Origin of the sequence: Chitinophaga fulva (assembly GCF_012927205.1) — a bacterium.
In the GTDB taxonomy this organism is placed as follows: domain Bacteria; phylum Bacteroidota; class Bacteroidia; order Chitinophagales; family Chitinophagaceae; genus Chitinophaga; species Chitinophaga fulva.
The window spans coordinates 543,321-567,055 of record NZ_JABBGC010000004.1 but is presented as its reverse complement, the minus strand read 5'-3'; the positions used below and the strand labels follow the sequence as shown (position 1 = coordinate 567,055).

Annotated in this window: 23 protein-coding genes; 3 read left to right on the top strand and 20 right to left on the bottom strand. The window is 49.5% G+C overall.

What is annotated here, in order from left to right:
- Nucleotides 1-5: 5 nt before the first annotated feature.
- From hisIE to HHL17_RS30645, 16 genes are all read right to left on the bottom strand, one after another.
- On the bottom strand, nucleotides 6-599 hold the full coding sequence (gene hisIE, locus HHL17_RS30720; protein ID WP_169228638.1) for a bifunctional phosphoribosyl-AMP cyclohydrolase/phosphoribosyl-ATP diphosphatase HisIE: 594 nt from the start codon (nucleotides 597-599) through the stop codon (nucleotides 6-8).
- 21 nt (nucleotides 600-620) lie between these two features.
- The gene (hisF, locus tag HHL17_RS30715; protein ID WP_169228637.1) at nucleotides 621-1,376 is read right to left on the bottom strand and encodes an imidazole glycerol phosphate synthase subunit HisF; all 756 of its coding nucleotides are present in this window, start codon (nucleotides 1,374-1,376) and stop codon (nucleotides 621-623) included.
- A 12-nt stretch (nucleotides 1,377-1,388) separates the two neighbouring features.
- The gene (gene hisA, locus HHL17_RS30710) at nucleotides 1,389-2,531 is read right to left on the bottom strand and encodes a 1-(5-phosphoribosyl)-5-[(5-phosphoribosylamino)methylideneamino]imidazole-4-carboxamide isomerase (protein WP_169228636.1); all 1,143 of its coding nucleotides are present in this window, start codon (nucleotides 2,529-2,531) and stop codon (nucleotides 1,389-1,391) included.
- Between the two features lies 1 nt (nucleotide 2,532).
- On the bottom strand, nucleotides 2,533-3,126 hold the full coding sequence (gene hisH, locus HHL17_RS30705) for an imidazole glycerol phosphate synthase subunit HisH (protein WP_168871944.1): 594 nt from the start codon (nucleotides 3,124-3,126) through the stop codon (nucleotides 2,533-2,535).
- A 2-nt stretch (nucleotides 3,127-3,128) separates the two neighbouring features.
- Nucleotides 3,129-3,902, bottom strand: a complete 774-nt coding sequence (gene trpA, locus HHL17_RS30700; protein ID WP_169228635.1) for a tryptophan synthase subunit alpha — start codon at nucleotides 3,900-3,902, stop codon at nucleotides 3,129-3,131.
- 8 nt (nucleotides 3,903-3,910) lie between these two features.
- On the bottom strand, nucleotides 3,911-5,119 hold the full coding sequence (trpB, locus tag HHL17_RS30695) for a tryptophan synthase subunit beta (protein WP_169228634.1): 1,209 nt from the start codon (nucleotides 5,117-5,119) through the stop codon (nucleotides 3,911-3,913).
- Between the two features lie 11 nt (nucleotides 5,120-5,130).
- Nucleotides 5,131-5,769 carry a phosphoribosylanthranilate isomerase gene (locus tag HHL17_RS30690; protein ID WP_169228633.1) on the bottom strand — a complete coding sequence of 213 codons (639 nt, stop codon included), beginning with the start codon at nucleotides 5,767-5,769 and terminating at the stop codon, nucleotides 5,131-5,133.
- 7 nt (nucleotides 5,770-5,776) lie between these two features.
- Nucleotides 5,777-6,577 carry an indole-3-glycerol phosphate synthase TrpC gene (gene trpC / locus HHL17_RS30685; protein WP_169228632.1) on the bottom strand — a complete coding sequence of 267 codons (801 nt, stop codon included), beginning with the start codon at nucleotides 6,575-6,577 and terminating at the stop codon, nucleotides 5,777-5,779.
- Between the two features lie 5 nt (nucleotides 6,578-6,582).
- Nucleotides 6,583-7,575 (bottom strand): anthranilate phosphoribosyltransferase, encoded by a 993-nt coding sequence (trpD, locus tag HHL17_RS30680; RefSeq protein WP_169228631.1) that lies wholly within the window; start codon nucleotides 7,573-7,575, stop codon nucleotides 6,583-6,585.
- A gap of 53 nt (nucleotides 7,576-7,628) precedes the next feature.
- Entirely contained in the window at nucleotides 7,629-8,198 is a 570-nt protein-coding gene (locus HHL17_RS30675; RefSeq protein WP_169228630.1) for an anthranilate synthase component II, read from the bottom strand.
- Between the two features lies 1 nt (nucleotide 8,199).
- Nucleotides 8,200-9,612 (bottom strand): anthranilate synthase component I family protein, encoded by a 1,413-nt coding sequence (locus HHL17_RS30670; RefSeq protein WP_169228629.1) that lies wholly within the window; start codon nucleotides 9,610-9,612, stop codon nucleotides 8,200-8,202.
- Nucleotides 9,613-9,846: 234 nt separating this feature from the next.
- Complete coding sequence (hisB, locus tag HHL17_RS30665; RefSeq protein WP_169228628.1) at nucleotides 9,847-10,983, bottom strand: bifunctional histidinol-phosphatase/imidazoleglycerol-phosphate dehydratase HisB; 1,137 nt, start codon at nucleotides 10,981-10,983, stop codon at nucleotides 9,847-9,849.
- Nucleotides 10,980-12,056, bottom strand: coding sequence for a histidinol-phosphate transaminase (hisC, locus tag HHL17_RS30660; protein ID WP_169228627.1), 1,077 nt, complete (start codon nucleotides 12,054-12,056; stop codon nucleotides 10,980-10,982). Before hisC ends, hisB begins: the two co-directional genes overlap by 4 nt.
- Before the next feature lie 27 nt (nucleotides 12,057-12,083).
- Complete coding sequence (gene hisD / locus HHL17_RS30655; RefSeq protein ID WP_169228626.1) at nucleotides 12,084-13,343, bottom strand: histidinol dehydrogenase; 1,260 nt, start codon at nucleotides 13,341-13,343, stop codon at nucleotides 12,084-12,086.
- Between the two features lie 18 nt (nucleotides 13,344-13,361).
- Entirely contained in the window at nucleotides 13,362-14,216 is an 855-nt protein-coding gene (gene hisG / locus HHL17_RS30650) for an ATP phosphoribosyltransferase (protein ID WP_206156228.1), read from the bottom strand.
- Nucleotides 14,217-14,412: 196 nt separating this feature from the next.
- On the bottom strand, nucleotides 14,413-14,931 hold the full coding sequence (locus HHL17_RS30645; protein ID WP_169228625.1) for a 3'-5' exonuclease family protein: 519 nt from the start codon (nucleotides 14,929-14,931) through the stop codon (nucleotides 14,413-14,415).
- A 261-nt stretch (nucleotides 14,932-15,192) separates the two neighbouring features.
- Here HHL17_RS30645 and HHL17_RS30640 point away from each other — a divergent pair, with 261 nt between their 5' ends.
- Genes HHL17_RS30640 through HHL17_RS30630 form a run of 3 tightly spaced genes read left to right on the top strand, consistent with a single transcriptional unit; the run spans nucleotide 15,193 to nucleotide 16,868 of the window.
- Nucleotides 15,193-15,612, top strand: a complete 420-nt coding sequence (locus HHL17_RS30640) for a LexA family protein (RefSeq protein ID WP_169228624.1) — start codon at nucleotides 15,193-15,195, stop codon at nucleotides 15,610-15,612.
- 16 nt (nucleotides 15,613-15,628) lie between these two features.
- Nucleotides 15,629-16,114, top strand: coding sequence for a hypothetical protein (locus HHL17_RS30635; protein WP_169228623.1), 486 nt, complete (start codon nucleotides 15,629-15,631; stop codon nucleotides 16,112-16,114).
- Nucleotides 16,115-16,118: 4 nt separating this feature from the next.
- Nucleotides 16,119-16,868 (top strand): SOS response-associated peptidase, encoded by a 750-nt coding sequence (locus HHL17_RS30630; protein WP_169228622.1) that lies wholly within the window; start codon nucleotides 16,119-16,121, stop codon nucleotides 16,866-16,868.
- Nucleotides 16,869-16,943: 75 nt separating this feature from the next.
- On the opposite strand, the gene HHL17_RS30625 is transcribed toward HHL17_RS30630, so the two are convergent.
- The 4 genes from HHL17_RS30625 to HHL17_RS30610 form a co-directional block, all read right to left on the bottom strand.
- Nucleotides 16,944-18,935 (bottom strand): hypothetical protein, encoded by a 1,992-nt coding sequence (locus HHL17_RS30625; protein ID WP_169228621.1) that lies wholly within the window; start codon nucleotides 18,933-18,935, stop codon nucleotides 16,944-16,946.
- Nucleotides 18,936-19,121: 186 nt separating this feature from the next.
- Nucleotides 19,122-20,153: a GntR family transcriptional regulator gene (locus HHL17_RS30620; protein WP_169228620.1), complete on the bottom strand. Its 1,032-nt coding sequence runs from the start codon at nucleotides 20,151-20,153 to the stop codon at nucleotides 19,122-19,124.
- Nucleotides 20,154-20,156: 3 nt separating this feature from the next.
- Entirely contained in the window at nucleotides 20,157-22,409 is a 2,253-nt protein-coding gene (locus tag HHL17_RS30615; RefSeq protein WP_169228619.1) for an alpha-L-rhamnosidase-related protein, read from the bottom strand.
- A 1-nt stretch (nucleotide 22,410) separates the two neighbouring features.
- Nucleotides 22,411-23,733 carry an FGGY-family carbohydrate kinase gene (locus HHL17_RS30610; RefSeq protein WP_169228618.1) on the bottom strand — a complete coding sequence of 441 codons (1,323 nt, stop codon included), beginning with the start codon at nucleotides 23,731-23,733 and terminating at the stop codon, nucleotides 22,411-22,413.
- Nucleotides 23,734-23,735: the final 2 nt, after the last annotated feature.

Below are 23,735 nucleotides of genomic sequence, written 5' to 3'. Positions count from 1 at the left end.
GGCTGTTATTTATGTCTTTCTTTTAACACCTTTATAACGTCTGCCAGGGTAAAACCTTTGGCCTGCAAGAGGACAAGGTAGTGAAACAACAGATCAGCTGATTCATTGAGAAACAGTTCATCGTTATCATCTTTGGCTTCGATCACCACTTCCACGGCTTCTTCCCCTACTTTCTGCGCCACCTTGTTGATGCCTTTGGTAAACAGCTGGGAAGTATAGGACTTATCGGAAGGATTATTTTTCCGGTCTGTGATGATGCTTTCGAGGCGTGCCAGGAAATCGTTGCTGGTATTGACTTCATTCCAGCAGGTGTCAGCACCGGTATGGCATACGGGGCCAACGGGATTGGCTTTGATAAGGATAGTATCCGAGTCACAGTCTACCTTCAGGTCTTGCAACAGGAGGAAGTTGCCACTCTCCTCTCCTTTTGTCCACAGACGTTTTTTGGAACGGCTGTAGAAGGTGACTTTGTTTTCAGCCAGGGTTTTATCCAGCGCTTCTCGGTTCATATACCCGAGCATGAGCACTTTGCCGGTGGCGGCATCCTGGATGATGGCCGGTACCAGGCCATCGGCCGATTTTTCAAAATCTATTTGCATGATAAGCAATTTCAGCGGTGGTTAAAAGCGGACATTCACCCCTTTCCCATACAGGAAGGTTTTGAGTTCCGGAATTTCGATTTCTTTATAGTGGAAGATGCTGGCAGCCAGCGCTGCATCTGCCTGTGCTTTTTCAAATACGTCCACGAAGTGTTCCATCGTGCCTGCGCCTCCGGAGGCAATCACCGGCACATGTAGGTTTTGCGACAGTTGCGCCGTGATATCCAGGGCAAAGCCCTGTTTGGTACCATCATTATTCATGGAAGTAAGCAGGATCTCGCCTGCGCCGCGGTCTACCGCTTCTTTGGCCCAGTCAAACGCCTTACGGTCTGTTTTCACGCGGCCTCCGTTCAGATATACATACCAGTCACCATCTTCAAAGCGCGTGTCAATAGCCAGCACGATGCACTGACTGCCAAATTCCCGTGCCAGCGAGTCTACCAGCCCGGGATTCTTAAACGCGGCCGTGTTCACGGAAATCTTGTCAGCCCCGGATTGCAGCAGCACATTCACATCTTCCACTTCAGCGATACCACCACCCACGGTAAACGGGATGTTGACATGCCGCGCGATGCGGGTAACCAGTTCCGACAGTGTCTTTCTTCGTTCATTCGTTGCCGTTATATCCAGGAACACCAGTTCATCTGCTCCCTGAGATGCATACAGCGCGCCCAGTTCGATAGGATCGCCTGCATCCCGGATATTTTCAAAATTGATACCTTTCACGGTACGGCCGTCTTTGATATCCAGACAGGGTATGATACGTTTGGTCAGCATACATCAATAATTTTAGAGGAATGATTTTAATTCCGCTGTTGAAATTTTTCCTTCGTAGATAGCTTTGCCGATGATCACGCCATGGCAACCTATTTCCTGCAATGCGGCCACGTCGCTGATATTGCTCACGCCGCCGCTGGCCACGAAGCTGATACCGGGGAATTCGCCGAGGATTTTTTTGTACAGGTCGATGGAAGGACCAGCCAACAGGCCGTCTTTCGCGATATCTGTACAGAAAATATGTTGCACGCCCCTTTCTATATTGGAGGCCAGGAAATCAAACACCGACACGCCGGTCGTTTCCAGCCATCCGCCTACGGCAATTTTCTCGTCTTTCACATCGGCGCCCAGGAAGATCTTATCTGCTCCGAACCGCTCTACCCAGCTGAAAAACAGTTCCGGCGATTTCACCGCCACGCTGCCAATGGTGGCCAGCGCCGCACCACATTCATATACGATCTCCAGGTCCTTGTCAGTTTTGATGCCACCGCCAAAATCCGTTACCAGCGATGTTTTACCGGCAATATTCTCCAGCACCTTCCAGTTAACCACCGCACCTTTTTTGGCGCCGTCGAGGTCTACCAGGTGCAGGCGGCGTACGCCCAGTGCTTCAAATTCTTTTGCCACTTCCAGCGGATGTTCGTTATATACTTTCTGCTGGCTGTAATCGCCCTGCGTGAGGCGCACACATTTACCATCGATAATATCGATAGCTGGGATGACCTCAAAACGTTTGGCCACAGGCTTTTCCAATGATAGTTCCATGCGGATGAAATTGATACCGTCTTTTACAAAATAATTGCCCCGGGTGGTATACCCGAGGCGGTCGTAAAAAGATACTGCCGTGTCACGGGCGTTGCACCAGAGGAGTTTGATATTTTCTTTCCGGCAGACGTCTGCCAGGTGCTCCAGTATGGCTTTTCCATAACCTTTACCCTGCGCTGCGGGCAGCGTGGCCAGTTTACGGAACTGCGCCTCCCCTTTTCCGGGAAACAGCGACACCACCGTCACCAGCTGTCCGCCTTCAAATGCACCGAAGTGCAGGCCGTCAGCGTCATGTTCCACCGTCACCGCGTTCAGGGTTGCCTGCGGGTACAATACATCCCGGCGCACCTGCAACAACGCATCATCCACACTGATCCTTCTGATTTGCATCTTATAAGTTCAAAAAGTTTTCAATGATACGGGAGCCATGTTCCGCCGATTTTTCGGGGTGGAACTGCACCGCATAAAAATTATCTTTCTGCAACGCAGCGCTGTAGTTGATCACATAGTTGGTGATCGCCACAGTGTCTGCACCCAGTGCTGCATAATAACTGTGCACAAAATACATGTAGCTGTTTTCCGGTACATGTTCAAACATCACGCTATGCAGACCAGTAATATTGTTCCAGCCTATCTGTGGTATCTTCAGCAGGTTCTCTACCGGGGAGGTGAAACGTTTTACCTCCACGTCAAACACACCGAGGCACGGCGTGTCGTTTTCCTCCGAATGGCGGCACAGCAGCTGCATACCCAGACAAATGCCCAGCACCGGCTGTTGCAGGCTGGTGATCAGCTTATCGAGGTTACGCTCTTTCAGGTACCGCATAGCAGTACTGGCTTCGCCTACGCCGGGGAAGATCACCCTGTCGGCCGACAGGATCTCTTCCGGATTATCTGTTACAATACCATTCACACCTAAACGGTCCAGCGCAAACTGCACGGAGCGGATATTCCCGGCATTGTATTTTATGATGGCTGTTTTCATATTTAGTTTTTGATAGCGCCAATAAAAGTACGAACTGTGCTGTCAATATCCTTGCCTTCTCCCAACGCTTTAATAAAGGCGGTGCCGATAATAGCGCCATTGGTATACCGGCAGGCAGTGTCAAAAGTGGCCTTGTCTTTAATACCAAAACCGATGAGCACCGGGTTTTTCAGTTTCAGTTGCTGCAGGCGTTCAAAATAAGCCTGCTGGTGCGACATGTCTTTGTCTTTACCGGTCGTGGAAGAGGAAGACACCGCATACAGAAACCCTTTGCTGAGGTTGTCCAACTGATGGATACGTTCATCGCTGGTTTCAGGTGTCACCAGGAAGACCAGGGACACATTGTATTTTTCGAAGATTGTTTTATACTCCGCTTCATATTCTGCTTTAGGCAGATCGGGCAGAATAACACCATCTACGCCTACTTCCGCACATTTTTTCACAAAGGCCTCCACACCATACACCAGCACGGGATTGAAATAACCCATAAGGATAACGGGCACATGTATACGTTCCCGGAAACCTTCCAGTTGTTCAAACAGTTTATGCAGGCTCATACCGTTTTTCAAAGCCCGGGTGCCACTGTCCTGGATCACGGGGCCGTCAGCCAGCGGATCAGAGAAGGGCACGCCCAGTTCGATGAGGTCTGCCCCATGTTGTTGCAGGGCTGTCATCACCGGCAGGGTGTCGTTCAGTTCCGGATACCCGGCGGTGCAATATATATTCAGCACACCAGTTTGTTTGGCAGCAAACAATTGGTCAATACGATTTTGCATACTCCAGATTATTTATTCATGTGACGGATATAGGTATTCAGGTCTTTATCACCGCGGCCGGAAAGGCACACCACCACCACGTCATCGGGGTTGAACGGCAGGTCTTTCAGTTTGGCCAGCGCATGGGCTGACTCCATGGCGGGGATAATACCTTCCAGTTTGCACAGCTCATAGGCGGCGGCCAGGGCTTCATCGTCGGTAGCATCGAGGAACATGGCACGGCCTGTTTCATACAGATGCGCGTGCATGGGCCCGATACCGGGATAGTCCAGTCCGGCGGAGATAGAATACGGCTCGGTGATCTGGCCGTCTTCTGTTTGCATGAGCAGTGTTTTGGCAGCGTGGATGATACCTATTTTACCCAGCTGTGTAGTAGCGGCAGAGTGACCGCTATGTACGCCTTTACCACCAGCTTCCACGGCTACGAGCTTCACCTCTTCATCATCGAGGTAGTGGAAGAACGCACCGGCAGCGTTACTGCCGCCACCGATGCAGGCCACCACGTAATCTGGAAGTTCGCTGCCGGTTTTTTCGAGCAGCTGCTTCCGGATTTCTTCGCTGATCACTGACTGGAGGCGGGCCACCATGTCAGGATAAGGATGCGGACCGGCAGCGGTACCGAGGATATAATGCGTATCTACCGGGTTGTTGATCCAGTCACGGATCGCTTCATTGGTAGCGTCTTTTAAGGTTTGACTGCCGCTGGTGGCAGCTACTACGGTAGCGCCAAGCATTTTCATGCGGGACACGTTGGGCGCCTGTCTTTCGATATCGATGCTGCCCATGTATACCACGCATTCCATACCCATCAAAGCACATACGGTGGCGGTAGCCACACCATGCTGACCAGCGCCGGTTTCAGCGATGATACGTGTTTTGCCCAGTCTCTTTGCCAGCAGTATCTGCCCGATGGTGTTGTTCACCTTGTGGGCGCCGGTATGGTTCAGGTCTTCCCTTTTGAGGAAAATCTTCGCCTTGTATTTTTCAGACAGGCGTTTAGCAAAGTACAGTGGTGAAGGGCGGCCCACGTAATCCCGCAGCAGGGCCTCAAACTCCTGCTGAAAGGTAGGATCGCTGAGCACTTCCATATACTTGCGTTGCAGTTCATCCACATTGGGGAACAGCATTTCAGGAATATAGGCGCCGCCAAATCTGCCGTAATAGCCATTCTTGTCTACCTGGTACCTGGATTTGCTGGTGTCAATTGCAATGTCCATGGAGAATATTTTTATTTAGTTATTTGATATTTATGTATTCCGGCAACGAACAGCTTCACCTTTTCCATATTCTTGATGCCGGGAGCCTCTTCAAATTTGCTGTTGATATCTACCGCAAAAAGCGCGGGCAGTTTCAGTTCACCGATGATATCCACATCTTCCGGCGTAATGCCGCCACTCAGCAGGAACGGATGATCAAAAGGATATTGCTGTAACAGTTCCCAGTTGAACCGTTCTCCGGTGCCACCATAACCTTTTACAGACGCCGTATCAAAGAGGAAATAATCCGTTACCGGTATGTAAGGCGCCAGCAGCACTTCCCAGTCTACGTTGTCACCTATACGAAAAGCTTTGATCACCGGGACCGTTTCACGGATCGTGGCACAGAATGCCGGTGTTTCGTCGCCGTGCAGTTGCACCATATCCAGCGCATAGTCGGCCACGGTGCGTTGTATCTGTTCAGCGGTGGCGTTCACAAACACGCCTACCTTGCGGATACCGGCAGTTTCCCGCACGGTACGGGCATCTATTTTATTGGCGGCGAAACGGGGGGACTTTTCATAAAAGATAAATCCGGCATAGTCCACCTGGTTATCTGTCAGTCCCTGTAAATCGGTCGCCCTGGTGATTCCGCAAACTTTAATACGCATAGTGTGATTATTTAGCCTGCAGATCGTTTAATGTCTGTACAAAGTTTTCAAAAGCGCGGGCAGGATCTTCCTGTTTCATGAAGTGTTCACCGATCAGGAAACCCTGGAATCCGGCTGCTTTGAGCGTTATGATAGCAGCAGGGTCGTTGATACCGCTTTCCGCCACTTTGATTTTGTCTGCCGGAATTTTCGGCGCCAGTTCACAAGAGCGGTTAAAGTCCACCTGGAAAGTGATCAGGTCGCGGTTGTTCACGCCCACGAGGTGAGTATGGTCCGTTACCTTTTCCAGCTGTGCTTCGCTGTGTACTTCCAGCAGCACTTCGAGGCCGAGGTTGTGCGCAAACTGAGAGAGGTGCGCGACCTGTGCGGCATCGAGGCATTCTGCGATCAGCAGTATCACATCAGCGCCGATGGCTTTTGCTTCGAGGATTTGATATTCATCGATCACAAAATCCTTGCGCAGGATGGGTATCTGGTTGAAGCTGCGTGCCTGTTGCAGGTCATCGGAGGAACCGCCGAAATATTTCTCGTCCGTCAATACAGAGAGGCCGGAGGCGCCGTAACGGGTATAGGCTGTAGTGACCTGCTGCACCGTTACTTCGCCATTGATCAGTCCTTTGGAGGGAGAGCGCCGTTTGAATTCCGCGATGATACCGGTTTTTTCCGGGTTCTGCAGGAAACTGCGGAGCGACAGCGGCTCGCGGTCAAACACGGATGTCTGTTGCAGTTCAGCTGCGCTGCGTTGTAATTTGCGGGCCGCTACTTCCACCTGTTTATGGGCGACTATTTCTGCTAATATATTTTTCATCAGCGTTATTGTAATTCAATCAGTTTTTTGAATGCTTTATGGGCATTGCCGGATTCGAGGGATTCCACAGCAGCTGTAAATGCATCATCGTAAGAGTTGTATTTACCGAGGCTATAGAGGCCCATGGCGGCGTTGGCCAGCACCACAGAGTTCTGTGCCCAGGTACCTTCGCCTTTGAGTATTTTCATAAAGATCTTTGCCGCTTCTTCCACAGTGTTGCCACCATAGATATCTTCCGGATGTACTTTACGTTTGCCGAGCTGTTCAGGAGTCCAGTCCTGCTCCCCTTTGTTAGTGATGACTTTGGTATCTGCGGTCAGCGATATCTCATCGTAACCGTCGAGGCTGTGCACAATGACAAACTTTTTGTCGGTCTGCTGGAACAGGTAGTTGTACACACGGGCCATTTCGAGGCTGTACACACCAATCAGCTGATGTTGGGCAAAAGCCGGGTTTACCAATGGTCCCAGCATGTTAAAGAACGTGCGGATGCCCAGTTCTCGGCGGATGCCGGCCACATTCTTCAGGGCCGGATGGAACAGCGGTGCGTGCAGGAAGCAGATGCCTGCTTCTTCCAGTTCTGTACGGAGTTTGGCGTCATCAGCCTTAAACTTGTAGCCTACCAGCTCCATGAGGTTGGAAGCACCGCTGATGGAAGACACGCCATAGTTGCCATGTTTCGCCACTTTACCACCTGCGCCGGCTACGATAAAGCACGACAAGGTAGAAATATTAAAGGTATTTTTTGCATCCCCGCCGGTACCTACGATATCCAGGACATCATAGCCGTTCAGTTTTACAGGGATACACAGCTCCAACAGGGCATCGCGGAAGCCCAGCAGCTCATCGATCGTGATGCTGCGCATGAGGAATACGGTCATGAAAGCAGCGAGCTCACTCTCGTTGTACATGCCTTTGGAGATGTTAATGAGTATATCTTTAGCCCCTTCGCGGGTAAAAGTTTTATGTTCGAACAGGTAGTTAAGTATCTTTTTCATACCAGAATGATGTATTTAAAATGATCAAAGAGAATTAAAAAACGGTGGGGGTATTATAACTCCAGCCAGTTTTTCAGTATCTGTTCTCCCTGTGGCGTGAGTACACTTTCCGGGTGGAACTGTACACCGCTTACATCGTACTTGTTATGTTGCAGGGCCATGATAAAGCCTTCCTCATCTTCCGCCGTCAGGGTTAAATCGGCAGGGAGGGTCGCTTTGTCGATCACCCAGGAGTGATAACGGCCAGCCTGTATCTCGCGGGGCATGCCTTTGAAGAGGCGGCCCTGATCGGACACAATTTTCACATTGGTGGCCACGCCGTGGTATACCTCGCTAAGGTTGATGAGCGAACCGCCGAACGCCTGTCCGATGGCCTGTAAGCCGAGGCATACGCCGAAGATGGATTTAGACGGTGCATATTCCTTAATCAGCGGCAGCAGCAGGCCGGCTTCTTCCGGGATACCAGGACCTGGCGACAGGATGATTTTATCATAGTCGTTCACTTTTTCGAGTGAAATTTCGTCGTTGCGGACAACGGTCACTTTGCCGTTGATCAGCTTTTCCACGAGGTGAACGAGGTTATAGGTAAAAGAGTCGTAATTATCGAAAACGAGGATGTTCATGTCAGATGGTTTGTGCCAGCAGGATGGCTTGTTTTAACGCATTGAGTTTATTGTTGACCTCTTCCAGTTCGGAAGAAGCTACCGATTTGGCCACTACACCGGCTCCGGCCTGATAGTAAAGGGTGTTCATTTTACTAAGCATGGAGCGGATCATAATAGCATGGTTGAAGTTGCCGTTAAAGCCCACCCAACCGATACAGCCGCCGTAGAAGCCGCGGGGTGTCGGTTCCAGCTGGTCAATGATCTGCATGGCGCGATACTTGGGCGCTCCCGAAAGGGTGCCTGCCGGGAAGGAAGAAGCCAGCAATGCAAAAGGATTGGTGGCAGGATCTACTTTCCCTTTCACTTCGCTCACCAGGTGTATCACGTGGGAGTAGTACTGTACCTGGCGGTAAGTGGACACTTCCACATCAGTGGCATTTCTGCTGAGGTCATTGCGGGCCAGGTCTACCAGCATCACATGTTCCGCATTTTCTTTCGGGTCCTGCAGCAGTTTATCTGCCAGTATTTTATCCTGCCTGTCATCACCGGTACGGCGGAAAGTGCCTGCAATCGGGTGGATAGCAGCGGTGCCGTCCTTGATCACAATCTGTGCTTCAGGAGAAGAACCCATTAATTTATAGTCGCCGTAATCGAAGAAGAAGAGGTAGGGGGAGGGATTGATGGAGCGGAGCGCGCGGTATACGTTGAATTCATCACCGGAGAAAGACCGTTTAAAGGCGCGGGAAAGAACTACCTGGAAGACATCTCCGCGAAAACAGTGTTGTTTGCCTTGTTCCACCATCTGCATGTATTCCGCGTCCGTCATGTTACTGGTTTCATCCCCGGTGGTGGCAAAAGGATAACCGGGAGAGTCCTTGTGGCGGATGAGTGATTCTACCAGATCAAACTCACTGTCGAGGCCTTCTATCTGATTTTCGCAGAGGTAAAGTTCATCTTTGAAGTGGTTGATGGCGATCACATATTGGTAAAACCGGTATCGCATCAGGGGTATCTGTGCGTTGCCGCCTTCTTTATTTTTATTGAATTCGAGTTTTTCAAAGAACTGTACCGAATCAAACGTGCTGTATCCAAAGAGCGTCTGGGCAAGGGGTACGGGGTGATTGCCGTTGAAGGAGAAGCTGCCGAGGAACTTCTGTAATTCGTCCAGTACTTTCTGGGTGTCTTTCAGTTCCTTCTTTTCCACCGGCAGATTAGGATATTTAAATTCGAAGTGGCTGGTGGAAGTTACTTCGATGCCTGCGATAGGCTTAATACAGATATAGGAATAGCTGTTTTCGCTGGCGCGGTAGTCCGTACTTTCCAGAAGGATAGAGCCGGGGAACTTGTCGCGCAACCGCAGATAGATGCCCACCGGCGTGAAGATGTCCGCCAGCATCTGTTTGGATCTCGTTTTTACTTGAATGGTACGCATGATATTCAGGGTGAAAGTGTTTGCTGTTTGTTAGAAAAAGGATATGCCTAAAAAGCCGAAAGGCCCGCTGTGTAACAGCGAGCCTTTCCAAGTATATTTCAGACGAAACATGGCACTGTAACACAGATCAGGAATTGATTCCGTGCCACCACCAATGTTTATTTGTCATGTTATTATTCATAGCGAGACAAAATTGAAACATTTTTATAACAAATGCAAATTTTTTTTTGCCTGCTACAACATACCCTTGGTGCTTGGCAGCTGCATATTATATGGATTGCGTTTTACCGCCATCCGGATAGCTTTGGCGAAACATTTAAAGATCGCTTCTATCTTATGATGTTCGTTTTCCCCTTCCGCTTTGATGTTGAGGTTGGCTTTTGCCCCGTCGGAGAAGGACTTAAAGAAATGGAAGAACATTTCGGTAGGCATCTCCCCTATCTTCTCACGCTTAAATTCAGCATCCCATACCAGCCAGTTACGGCCACCGAAGTCAATGCCCACCTGCGCCAGGCAGTCGTCCATCGGCAGACAGAAGCCATAACGTTCGATGCCGCGTTTATCGCCCAGTGCTTTGGAAATCGCTTCACCGAGTGCGATACCGGTATCTTCAATGGTATGATGTTCGTCTATATGCAGATCGCCTTTAGCGGTGATGCTGAGGTCGATGGAGCCATGGCGGGCGATCTGGTCCAGCATATGATCAAAGAAACCCAGACCGGTATGCACATTTGCTTTACCGCTACCATCCAGATTCAGGTTGATGGTAATATCAGTTTCGTTTGTTTTTCGTACATGCGTTACCGTTCTAAGTCCCAGTTTCAGGAATTCATAGATCCGGTTCCAGTCAGTAGATTCCAGGGCGATCACGGATTCGAGGGCCTGCAGCGTATCACTGATTTCTGTGCCGCCGAGGTTGTTGCCTTCATTGAGCCAGATAGCTTTGGCGCCGAGGTTCTTGGCCAGCTGCACGTCGGTGATACGGTCACCGATCACGAAAGAATTGGCCAGGTCATAACCATCGGAGAAAAAGCGGGTAAGCATACCGGTACCAGGTTTGCGCGTAGGCGCATTATCTGCCGGGAAGCTACGGTCAATGAATATTTCGCTGAAGGTCACCCCTTCGTTTTCAAAAGCTTTAAGGATCATGTTCTGTGCCGGCCAGAACGTATCTTCCGGGAAAGAAGCCGTACCCAGTCCGTCCTGATTGGTGACCATCACCAGTTCATAGTCCAGTTCGGCCGCAATACGGGCCATGTTCACAAATACTTTTGGATAAAACTCCACTTTATCCAGGCTATCGATCTGATAGGTGGGCGGCACTTCTTTGATGAGGGTACCGTCGCGGTCTATAAAGAGCACTCGTTTCATGCAGATACCGGTGTTTCAGTTTTCAGGTTAAAAGATTTTAAAGCGTCGAGCAGCTGCACGTTTTCTTCCGGCGTGCCCACGGTGATGCGGAGGCAGCCCATGCAGAGCTCTACTTTGGAACGGTCGCGTACCACGATGCCCCGTTCGGTGAGGTACTGATAGATACCTTTGGCGTCAGTAGTCTGCACCAGGATAAAGTTGGCATCGCTGGGATACACCTTCAGCACCTGCGGCAGCTGTTCCAGTCCGGCAGAAAGCAGGTCACGTTCTACTACGATGTCGCGTATCCATTCATTCACGCGCGCCACGTTGTCCAGCGCCTGTAAGGCCAGTTCCTGGGTAGCCTGGCTGATATTGTACGGCGGTTTTACTTTGTTGAAAACGTTGATGATGTCCTCACCGGCGAAAGCCATGCCTACGCGGAGACCTGCCAGTCCCCATGCTTTGGACAGGGTTTGCAGCACCACGAGATTAGGGTACTCCGTCAGCTCCTGTATAAAGGACTTCTGGCGGGAGAAGTTGATATACGCTTCATCGATCACCACAATACCATCGAAATTATTCAGCAGCAGTTCTATATCTGACCGGTTGATAGAATTACCGGTAGGATTGTTAGGAGAGCAGATAAATACCAGTTTGGTATTTTCGTCCACCGCCTGTTGCAGCGCTTCGAGGTCCAGCTGAAAATCCGGTGTGAGGCTTACTTTACGGATGGTCACATCGTTGATGTGAGCGCTTACCTCATACATGCCATATGTCGGAGGGCACAGCACCACGTTGTCGCGGCCACCGGGATTGCAGAAAGCGCGGTACAGCAGGTCGATAGGTTCGTCGCTGCCATTGCCGAGGAAGATGTTCTGCGGCGGTACGCCTTTGATTTCGGCCAGTTTGTATTTCAGCGGCCACTGCATTGGATCGGGATACCGGTTGTAGTTCACCGGCAGCGGCGATCCGAAGGCGTTTTCGTTGGCATCCAGGAATACAGATGCCTGTCCTTTAAATTCATCCCTGGCGGAAGAATATGGCACCAGTCTTTTTATATTTTCCCTGAGCAGGGAGTCCAGATTAAACATCTTGATATTTTGATATTTTGTATTTAGTTATTGAAGTCTGACAGAGACAGCGTTTTTGTGTGCATCCAGTCCTTCTGCCGCGGCCATTGCCTCAATGGTGGGACCGATTTGCTGAAGGCCCTGCGGCGTTATCTGCTGGAAGGTAATTTTCTTTACAAAACTATCCAAAGACACACCGCTATAGGCGGTAGCATAGCCGTTGGTAGGCAGGGTGTGATTGGTACCAGAGGCGTAGTCGCCCGCGCTTTCTGGCGTATAGTTACCGAGGAACACAGAACCGGCGTTGGTCACCTTATCGGCCACGTTGAGCTCGTTACGGCAGGCCAGGATCAGGTGTTCCGGCGCATACGCGTTGAGCATCTCCATCGCTGTATCAATATCCTTCACCAGGATCATTTTGCTGTTGTCCAGCGCCGCAGTAGCGATGGACTTACGGGGCAGCTTGTCCAGCTGCGCCTGCAGGGCCTTTTCCACATCGGTGATTACTTTTTCGCTGGTGGTGACCAGTACCACCTGGCTATCCGGACCGTGTTCTGCCTGAGAGAGCAGATCGGCCGCCACAAAATCAGGTACGCAGCTATCGTCTGCGAGTACCGCCACTTCCGAAGGACCGGCCGGCATATCGATGGCTACGCCTCTTTTATTGACCAGCTGTTTGGCACAGGTTACGTATTGATTGCCCGGACCGAAGATCTTGTACACCCTGGGCACTGTCTCCGTGCCATAGGCCATAGCGCCGATAGCCTGTACCCCGCCGATAGTAAATACACGGGAGATGCCTACCAGTTGAGCCGTATACAGGATAGCCGGGTGTAAAGAAGGCGTGCAGAGGATGATTTCTTTACAACCTGCAATCGCCGCAGGGATGCCCAACATCAGGATGGTGGAGAACAGTGGCGCAGAGCCACCGGGGATATATAGTCCCACTTTTTCGATGCCTACCGGTTTGCGCCAGCATTGAACGCCTGGCATGGTTTCGATGATCTGTGTTTTTTCCTGTTGGGCTTTGTGGAAAGTGGTAATGTTTTTAGCCGCCTGCTGAATAGCCGCTTTCAGGGCCGGTTCCAGTGCCGCTTCTGCTGCGGTGAATGCTGCCGGTTTCACTTCCAGGTCTGTCAGTTGCACCTTGTCAAATTCAGCCGCATATTTTTTTACTGCCTGGTCGCCGTTCTGCTGCACATCGCGGAGAATGGCTTCCACTTTGGCTTCCAGCGCGGTAGTATCCATCACCGGGCGTTGCAGCAAAGTGTTCCAGGTAGCTTTATCGGGAAATTTTATTGTTTGCATGTTTGCTTTTGCTTTTTATCAGATCACCATTTTTTCGATGGGCACTACGAGGATCCCTTGTGCGCCAGCGGTTTTCAGGCTTTCGATGATGTCCCAGAAATCATTTTCATTGAGCACGGAGTGAACAGAGCTCCATCCTTCCTGTGCCAATGGCAGTACCGTAGGGCTTTTCATGCCGGGCAGCAGACCGATGATGTCATTGAGTTTTTCATTGGGCGCGTTGAGCAGGATGTATTTGGTGTTCTTGGCCCTTTTCACCGCCTGAATACGAAACACCAGTTTATCGAGCAGCTGTTGTTGTTCCGGTTGCAGGTGGTGGCAGGCAGCCAGCACTGCTTCAGATTTGAGAACGGTTTCCACTTCTTTCAGGCCGTTCATGAAGAGGGTAGAGCCGCTGCTGACGAGGTCACAGATAGCATCTGCGAGGCCGATGCCGGGAGCAATCTCCACGGACCCGCTGATCTCGTGGATTTCAGCTTTGATACCGTTGCGTTGCAGGAATTCCTGTACGATCACCGGGTAGCTGGTAGCGATACGGGTGTTTTCCAAATCCTTTACAGAGCTGTATTCAAAGGATTTAGGCACGGCCATGGACAGGCGGCATTTGCCGAAGTTTAATTTCTCAACAATGTTGACTTGTTTCTTCTTCTCCAGCACTACATTTTCGCCGACGATGCCAATGTCTGCTACGCCGTCTTCAATGTATTGCGGAATATCATCATCACGAAGGAAGAACACTTCCAGCGGGAAGTTGCTGGCTTCCGTTTTCAGTTTGTTAACACCATTGTTAATGTCGATGCCGCATTCCTTCAGCAATTTGATGGAATCATCGTGCAGGCGGCCGGATTTCTGGATGGCGATCTTTAATTTCATGATGTGTAAAAATAAAAAAGGGGCTTACCGGTTGGTAAGCCCCTGATGATGAATCTAATATGGTTGTATACACATTATCATCCCAGCCTACCTGCTTGGTAAGAATGATGGTGATGATGGATATGTATGTTGATAATCATAATGTCGGGACAAAAATAATAAGTAAATCGGGAAATCAAACTTATTTTTTTGTTAATCACCATTTAATTTTCAGGCCATGTTCTTTTTTAAGTGTCAGCAAGGCTTCAGCGTTGCCGATAGCATCATCTACAGGATGATGGGTGTGTTTGGTCCGGCGCAGGTGTTTAAAATTCTTAAAGGTATCGTTCACCAGTCCTTTGTACAGGCTGCCCAGGTTCTGGGAGCTGTGGCCAAAGGGATTGCTGCCGGTGAAATGATGAAAATACCAGCAGATAAACATCCAGTCGAACCCGTTGTTATCGCTGATAAACACGGGCCTGTCCTTGCAGTTGCTGCTAAGCCATGCCGCGAAGGTTGACATTACCTTTTTGGGGTCATCGAATTGCAGGGTTTCTTCCCGCGTGTGGCCAGACACGGCCAGCGCTTCAGGGATATAATTATCTGAAACGGGTTTTAACTGCCCGTAGAACGTGGTGTCCAGGGCATCATTTACCAGTACGGCGCCGAAAGAGATCATGGAATAGTCTCCGGGGATGGGGCCGTCTGATTCTACATCTACCATTATGTAAGCCATAGGTTGTTGGGTTGTTGGCAATATAGAAATAATTTTCATATTCTGAAATGCTTCCGCAGTGGGGTGCTGCCCGCTTTCAGCCGAAAAAATTTCCGGTGCGGCCGTTTTAGCAATCGTTTTTCTCATCCGGTTGATTTGCCGGCAGTTAGCATCCAACGAGGGTTACGGCCTTTGCAAATGATCTGTTAATGTATTTTTTAAACTAAATAATTTAGCTTTAATTTGCTAATAATATTAGTATTCATTTAAAGCGATAGTTGTATGGAAGCATTGAAGTGGAGTGAGCCTAACATGACCCTGCCATATTTTGATACCAGTATTGCCGCGGGTCTTCCCTCACCTGCCTTTGACAACGAACAGGAAACCATTGATCTTTCCCGTATTATACCCACAGATGCCCGTAATACCTTTATTGTAAGGGTAAAAGGCGACAGTATGAGCGAGGCACATATTCCGGATGGTTGCCTTGCCGTGGTGGACCGGTCCATCCGGCCTTCTACCGGCGATATTATCGTCGGGACACTGAACGGCGAGTTTACGATCAAGCGGCTGGTAAAAGCGGGACGTAACTGGGTATTGCATCCGGAGAATCCGTTTCATAAACCGGTGATGATCACGGACGACGCGGATTTCCAGGTATGGGGCATTGTGACGGCGGTAATTGTGGACATGCGTAAATAGCGAAACGACAACTGTTATGCATCATCCGTTAACATTATTGTCGGCAGCGCTGTTATCCGCGCTGCTGAAGGAAGAATATCATTTTTTTGTCCGCCAGTGTTATCCTGCGGGCATATCAGCTGCGGATACCCATATCCGGGAAGCATTCCTGATCACGCCGTATAAAGACATTGCCAGCGCCAACGCACATTTTCAGCATATCCGGTTCGATCGGCGCAAGTATATCTACCAGACCATTCACCTGGAAGAAGTGGATAAGCTCTGCGTGGCCGCCGCACAACCTGTGGGCTACAAAATATATGTGGCACTGATAGATCCGGAGCATGAAACACCGGACCCGCAACTGGTACAGCATGTGAAACATTATATCAGTCAATACACCACCTGGCCAACGGAATATATCCGCATTCAATACGCGTTGCAATACGGGGAATTATATCTCTCCCTGAAATATGGAGATGAAGAAATAAAAGTACCTTTACCGGCAATAGAAAGCTACTAAAATAATGTGCTACGATATCGCGCTGAATGCCAACCTGCAAAAGATCCTGAAGCGGGTACCCCTGCTTCAGACGGGCATCAACCCGAACTTTGACTTTGCAGCCACTTACCATAAAATAGGGATGTCTTTTCCGCAATGGCCTGTTATTGTAGATAACGAAGGGCCACAGCTGGACAGGTTCACCTGGGGCCCTATCCCCAAACTGCTGGACACCGCCGAAAAAGTGAAAAGACAACGGCAAATGTACCTGAACGCCCGCAGCGAGAAAGTACCGGAAAGCGGTACCATGTGGAACGCAATCCGCCACCAGCGCTGCCTGGTGCCTGTTACTGGTTTCTTCGAATACCGGCAGATACCCGGCTGGAAAAACAAAGTAGCCTACTATATCCATTCCCGTGAACAGGATATTTTCTTCATCGCAGGATTGTGGGCTTACTCCAATTCCTGGGATGTGGACAAACCCGAACGTATCCCTACTTTCACGCTGCTCACCCGCGCCGCTAATTCCGTCATGCAACAAATACACAATGGTGGCGATAACGCCGGCAGAATGCCATTGATGCTACCAGATGACCTGGCCTTTCAATGGATTAAAAAAGATCTAACAGAGACGGATATACGCAATGTTATCCAACATGAATATCCGGCAGGACAGCTGGAATACTGGCCGGTAAATTCTGTCCGTAAAGTAAAACCTGATGATGAGACAGTCATTGCGCGGGTGGAATATGAAGGACTCCCCGCTGTTATATAATACAAGGAGATTTGATTATTTGACAACAGATGAATCAAATAATCAAATCTCCAACATAACCTACTACTTTTATCATCACGGAGCCAGACAGAAAGCAATGGATGCAGATGCATCATACTGGCTCTGACGACCCACTCCGTTAATCACCGTAGACGCCACATACAGCGATTCAGCAAATGCTGCTACGCCCGGACAGGCACCCAGCATATCCGCCACACTTTTGGTAAAGGTTTCCGTATGGAAGGTGGCCGGGAATAAAGCCCCGGATGTACCAAAATAACCATGGGCACCTTTAATGATACCAAAAGACCAGGTAGCAAATCCCTGCGGATGGGAAGCTGTCCAGTGCAACTTCACTATATCTGCGGTATTGGTGTATTTCAGGTAACCACAATTCGGATCCGCCGGCGTGATGTTCAATAATGGAATGTCCATGCTGGCCACACACTGATCGTTATTCACCAGCAGCGCATTACTCATGGAAGATACCAGCACGTGTGCCCCATCATAGAATTCCAGTTTGAGCGTATGGGCACCGTTGGGCACAGACAGACTATTCAACAGGCAACCCAGATCCGTATTGTAGTATACGAACGCCGGATTGTGAATGCCATAGAAACCACTGATATCAGGCTTTTGCAGCTCGATGATATCGTAATGCCCGTTCACCGGGTTGAGGCGAAGATCATTCCATGAATCGAAGCGGGGGCTGCCATCTATCAACACTTTATAGTAGCGGACATTGTTGTTCCAGGCATTGTAGTGATCGATATTCACCGGCAACGTGCCACCGAAAGGAGAGTCTTTCGGGAACTGAAAAGGATAGGCTGGTTGTGTAGTGGTATCGGCTTTACCCGCGGCAGTAATCAGGTTCCAGGGCACATAACCGATGCCTTTGTACAACCAGTTGCCGGAAGTGGCGGTCAGCGTGTATTGATCTACCTCATCATTGCAGCATATACAGTAGTTGCCCGGTTGTATCACGGCAATACTGGAAGGACGTGAAGCGGTACCACCGATGAATACGTTGACATTACCGCTGGTTTTGGTAACGTCTACAGCAGAGATGCGATTGGCCGGGTCCCGCTCTGCTACGAGCAGCCGGCTTTCAGTGGTGTCTGCCCAGGTTAGGAAGAAGGGGGCTGTTAAACCGCCCGCAATGAGCGTTTTAGTACCAGTTGCCAATGTAATGCGGCTAATACCAGGCGTACCACCCTGTTCTGTAACGTAGGCAGTAGACAGATCAGCGGTAAGCGTTAATCCCACGGCCAGGTTAAGACCGCTGTACAGCACCGTTTTGGTACCGGTATTCAGATCTACGCGCACCAGATTACCAGGATTGGCATATTCCACTACGTAAGCCTGCATATGCGCTTCATCCAGCCACAGCTGCTGTGGCGTATTCAGGCCGGAGCATACCACAGCAGCGGCAGAACGATCTGCTGTAGCAAGATTTACTTTTAACACATTGCCCGTACGTTCCGTAACATACGCGGTTTGTTCATTGGCTGTTACGGCAATATCTTCCGGTTGATTATAACCACTACCAATATGCCTGTAAATAGGATTCAGTCTATAAGTGACCCACTGTACAGTAAGATTATAACCATAAGTGACCACTTTTAATTTACAGTAGTTACCTTCTTTTGTTTGCACACAAAAGACATCACCGTTGATCAGTTTATTTGTGGCATCGTTGTTACCAATCACCGGTGTGTTGCTGTAGGCGTAGGATTGCAAGGCGGCAGCTGTCACCAGGTTAAAATCTGTGACACCCAGATTGATAATGCGGGCATTGCCCTGCGGCACCATTTGTCTTTTAACGCTGTCGATTTGTTCCCAAAAGATATCAGCGTTACCGCCCATGGGAACATTGGTACCGGTTTCACAGTCAAATGACCAGGTGCCTTTAATATCAACAGTGCCCTGGGATACCACCGTAGCGGCGGCAGGAGAAAGATCAATAGTGGAAATGAAGCCGCCGTATTCGACGAAAATAAGCTGGTTCCTGTTTTTCAGGTAGCGCGAACCTATAGCGCCGGCCAGACTTGCTGCTAACTTTTTCATGATGTTGGGGTTTAAGCACAACGAGGTAATGCACAGGCGTACCTTGTAGTTTTTGGCGTTTTGGGGTAAATGTGAACTGTATGCCGTTTTCCGGAAACTGCGATACGAAATTACAGTTTCAGCAACACAAAAAGCGTTCTGTAAATACGCATTCTGCGATTACGTATATACACGCAAACTATAATATCAGAGAGAAGCCCTTAACCGGAGCCGGAAAGGAACTTCCATATGCGCTACCGAGCGCTCCAGGACCAGCCGGGCGGCCAATTCTCCCATCTTCTGAAAATCAGTGGATATGGTGGTGATACCATTTAGGATAATACGTTTCAGTGGTGTTTCGTTGTAGGAAATCACGCCTACCTGCGCTCCTACCGTTAATTCTAATGCATTGATCTTTTCTATCAGTTTTACCAGATCATCTTCCATCAGCGTAATATATACTTCGCCTGCATCCACCGGCTCCTCTGCTGCATCATGCAGTATTTTGTAGGAGAAGGCATAGTCCTGGCAAAAACGGGTAAACCCGGTCAACAGCTCTGACGGGATGTAACAGTCATCAGGGAAGATAATCTTCAGCGTATGATATTTGCTCAATGCCGGCCGTGCTTCCCGCAGGGCGTTGTAGATATCTTCTTCAAAATTTTCATATACCGCGCCAAAATCACCGGTGATGCCATCCACTTTTTTATCCAGGATTACCAGCTTGTCTTTGGGCAATGTATTGATGATCGCATGTGCTTTCTCCCCTCTTTCTGTAAAATGGGGGATGATCACGTAATAGGAATAGTCTTCTCTTTTATTGGTCAGTAATTTTTTGAACAGCGCGTAATCATTGTTGTAGACGTAAAAATCTACCGCTACCTGATCGCCCAATGCGGCCATGAAAGCGTCATACACGATTTTTTTGTGTGCGCTGAGTTTATTGAACAACAGGAATATGCGCGGAATGGCCGGCACTTCGTTATCTGGAATAAAGTATCCTTTACCTGGTACGGAGCCCAGCACGCCTGTCTTTTTCAGATAACGGTATCCCTTCTCCGCCGTATCCCGGGAGATATCCAGCTCAAAGCTAAGCTCATTGATAGAAGGCAGCACGTCCGCTGGCTTGATCTGCCCGTTCTCCAATCCTTTCAGGATAGAATTGGCCAGCTGCAGGTATTTCGGCGTAGCGGAGTACTCATCTATTACGATCAGGTCTATCAATCTGGGTGCTTTCATATCTCAATAAGTTTCAAAAACATATTTACCTTTTACGTTCGTTGAAAAATACATATATCCATTCTCTATACCGATCCAGGTCAGCCCGATTATCGGGATGAAACCACCGCTGACAAATGCATCCTTGTTATTTACCACAACCTTCTGTCCTTCTTCATAAGGCACAGCCACCACCATGCTTGTTTCAGGCAGCACATTCAGTTCCAGTTTCATGCCGTAACCGGTTTTGGTATACTGTACGGCTATACGCCCTTTTATGGTTTCATGGGAGCCACCGACAACAGACAGTCCGCCGGGCATCGGTTTCACAAGATAACGTTCATATCCGGGCTTCAGGGGCACAACACCACAAGCATATTGCGATAACAATGTAAGCGGACCGCCGGACCAGGCGTGGTTGTTGGTGCCGCCTTTATTGTCATCAAACAATTCATTAAGCGTGGTATACTGGTTATCGATCATTACCTGGTACCGGGATTTCATCCTCTCCAAAGCCTCTCCGGGCGCATTCATGGCAAACAAGCTTTCCAGCACATACTTTTCCATATAAGGGCTCGCATGCCGAGCTGTTTTCAACAACCGGATAATAGCCGGATAGTCTGACTGTCGCGCAATACCGGCTATGACAGCCATGGCGTTAGCGCGGTCGTCTGTCTCCCCCTGGTAATCAGGAGAACGGTAAACACCATCACGCAGGCAATATTGCCGGGAAGCGTAAGTTATCTTCTCTATCTGCTTTTCGAGCTGCGTAGCATAGGATTTATCATTACTCAGTGATGCCATGGTGATCACCGCCCTTGCCGCAACGATATACCAGGCATTGTCCAACAACGATGCATCGATGTTGGTACCCCAGTCCGGCAGGTCCCATCCGCCTTTGCGGTGGATGATCATACCGCGTTCATCTGTTTTCCATAATGACAGATATCTTTTGACAGCGGGATATACGTACCGCATGGTGGCCGTATCCCCGGTGTACAGGAAGTAAGTTTCCATACCATGGATAGCCGCCAGCATCTGCTGCGGCAGTTCCTGGCGCCAGTTACCGGCGGGTATGGGAGCATAAAGACTACTATCCGGCGCTTGCCAGTCCACCAGGTTTCGTATAGCCTTCCGGGATAGTTGATTAACGTTCGTGTCCAATGCATAAAACGTCTCTCCTATTTCAATGGCCACATCACCCCACCAGAGCGCTCTTTCCCTGTCGGGGCAATCGAAATAATTATCCCTCATATTGACATACAAGGTGCGTTGCGCTTTCTGCCACAGTGTATTCAATGCGGAATCACTGGAATGGAAAGTGCCTGCCAGCTTTGTATCGTAGCCGCTTTCGCGGTATTGCAGGGAGAGGATTTTCACCGCCTGTGGCATCACATATTTAACGAAATGTCCATTCATCCAGGCAGGGGTTTCAAATGACTGCTCCCCTTCCCGTGTGATATATTCTGTGCGCACACTGGCCAGTTCCGGATTTCCGGCAGTGAGATAATTATCTGTCAGCAGTTGTATTTTTATACCTGCCGGCGCTATGATTTTAAATGCTGGTGTTACCTGTGCGTTATAAGGCAGACGGCAGATCAGTGTATCTCCTTTTTTTGCAGGTTCCCCAATATAGTTTTTCAGTTCAGATTCCCGAAAGAAGGGAATATCCCTTTTTACCAGCTGATGCCACGGCGCTACTGGCGGCGCACCGAAATCTATTACCTGCTGCCACGTTTCAGTATCTGTTTTGGATGCATCAAAGCCCACATTGGTTTCCGCGAGGCGGAAGTTGGGCTGTATCCCGTCTGGACTGTAATACTCCTTCATCCGACGGGCTTTCCAGGACGTATTGCTGTTAAAGGCGGTGTCCTCACATTGAAACAGCAGCCCATTACGACCACTGTTTTTGTGGGCAAACCCCTCTTTGCCCCAGAACCACGTGATCACCATGATATCATTTTCCCCCTTTTGCAAAAAGGGTCCGATATCTATCTCATCATAATAAGTGTCCTGCGGATTAGGACCACGTTTCAGTTGCCCTTCCCGGACAACCAGTTTCCCATTGACCACCAGCATGTATTTGCTGTCGGTGGCAATACGGGTGATCATCTGCTTTTTCTTTGTGGTGCGCACTGCTTTCTGCGTATAGGCGATCCATTGATTGGATGCAGAAAGCGTGTCCAGCCCTATCCAGCGGGCTGTCCATTGTTCCTGTGCCTGAACGAACAGTGGCATCAGCAATAACAATAGCGGTATGTATTTTTTTATAGGCATATCAGGCATAGTGTTTCAGTTGCACCAGGTTTGCAGGCACGGGCTGGGTATTCCAGCTGTCATGTATCACTAGCGCGGCGCCCATGGCGGATGCCTGGGATACCGTAGCAGCATATACCTCCATCTCCGGAAAAGCTTTTGCCAGCAGTTGCATATAGATGTTGTTGCGGGCAAAGCCGCCATCTATAAACAGTCTCTTTACCGCTGTACGGCCCAGTATCAGCCGGGTGGCGTACTGTTGTTGTTTTACCAACATCATGACCAGATGGTGGTAGGCTACCGCACTGTTTTCATAACGCGACATTTCCAAAATACTAAATTCCGGCGATTGTGCTAACTGCGCCGCGATCTGCGGATCATAGGGCAGTTCTTTAAAATGCTGCTGATCATCTCCAAAAAATGCAGCTATCTTCTGCACTGCCATTTCATGCATATGCCCGGCAAACAAACGCGAAGATTTTACCGGGAGCCCGTCGTAGCGGATATAACAAAGGCAGTCCTGCTGTAGTTCTTCCGTAGTGAGCGGTTCATGGTTAAAAGGATTCATGCTGATACACCAGGTACCGGTGGACAGCAGCACGAATGGTTCGTGGAACTGCAACAGGTAAGGAACCAACGCAGCGGAGCTGTCATGTATGCCTACGCCGATATGTAACGCATGCTGCTGTACTTGCGTCAGCGTAGTCCAGGTTGTAGGGACTATCAGCGGCAACTTGTCCAGCCACCCTTCCTTGTCTACCCAGGAATGATATTGCTGCTGTATGAAATCCCAAAGCCCGGTATGACAACCGATGCTGGTCATCTCAGAAAATGTCTGTCCGGAAAAGAGGTAACTAAGGAACTGCGGCAGGTGCAGCGTATAACAGGTACGACTAAACAGTGATAGCTGATGATGCCGTATGCGGTAAAGCTGTAAGCCTGCATTAAGGCTACCCAAAGCCGGCGAAGCCGTTTGATGGGAGAAGTGCGCACGATCACCATAAGCGGTATAAAAGCGGTTCAATAACTCCTCCGGATATGGTTTCAGGTAATTGTACAAAGGGCCGGCCGGCGCGCCATTTTCATTGATACAAACAAGACTGGCGCCATAGGCGGATACGTTGACCGCTTTCACTTCAAATGCTTCCATTGTCAATACAGCAGTTAACTGCTGCTGCATGTTATGTATCAGTAAATGCAGGTCTTCACAAGGATCTCCGGCTTCATCCGTAGTTTCCTGCATACAGGTTTGCTGCTCAAAAACAATGTGGTATTGTTCATTGAGCAGCAACAGTTTTTTATTGGTTTTGCCTATATCGAAAACAGCTATAACGGGAACGGGCATGT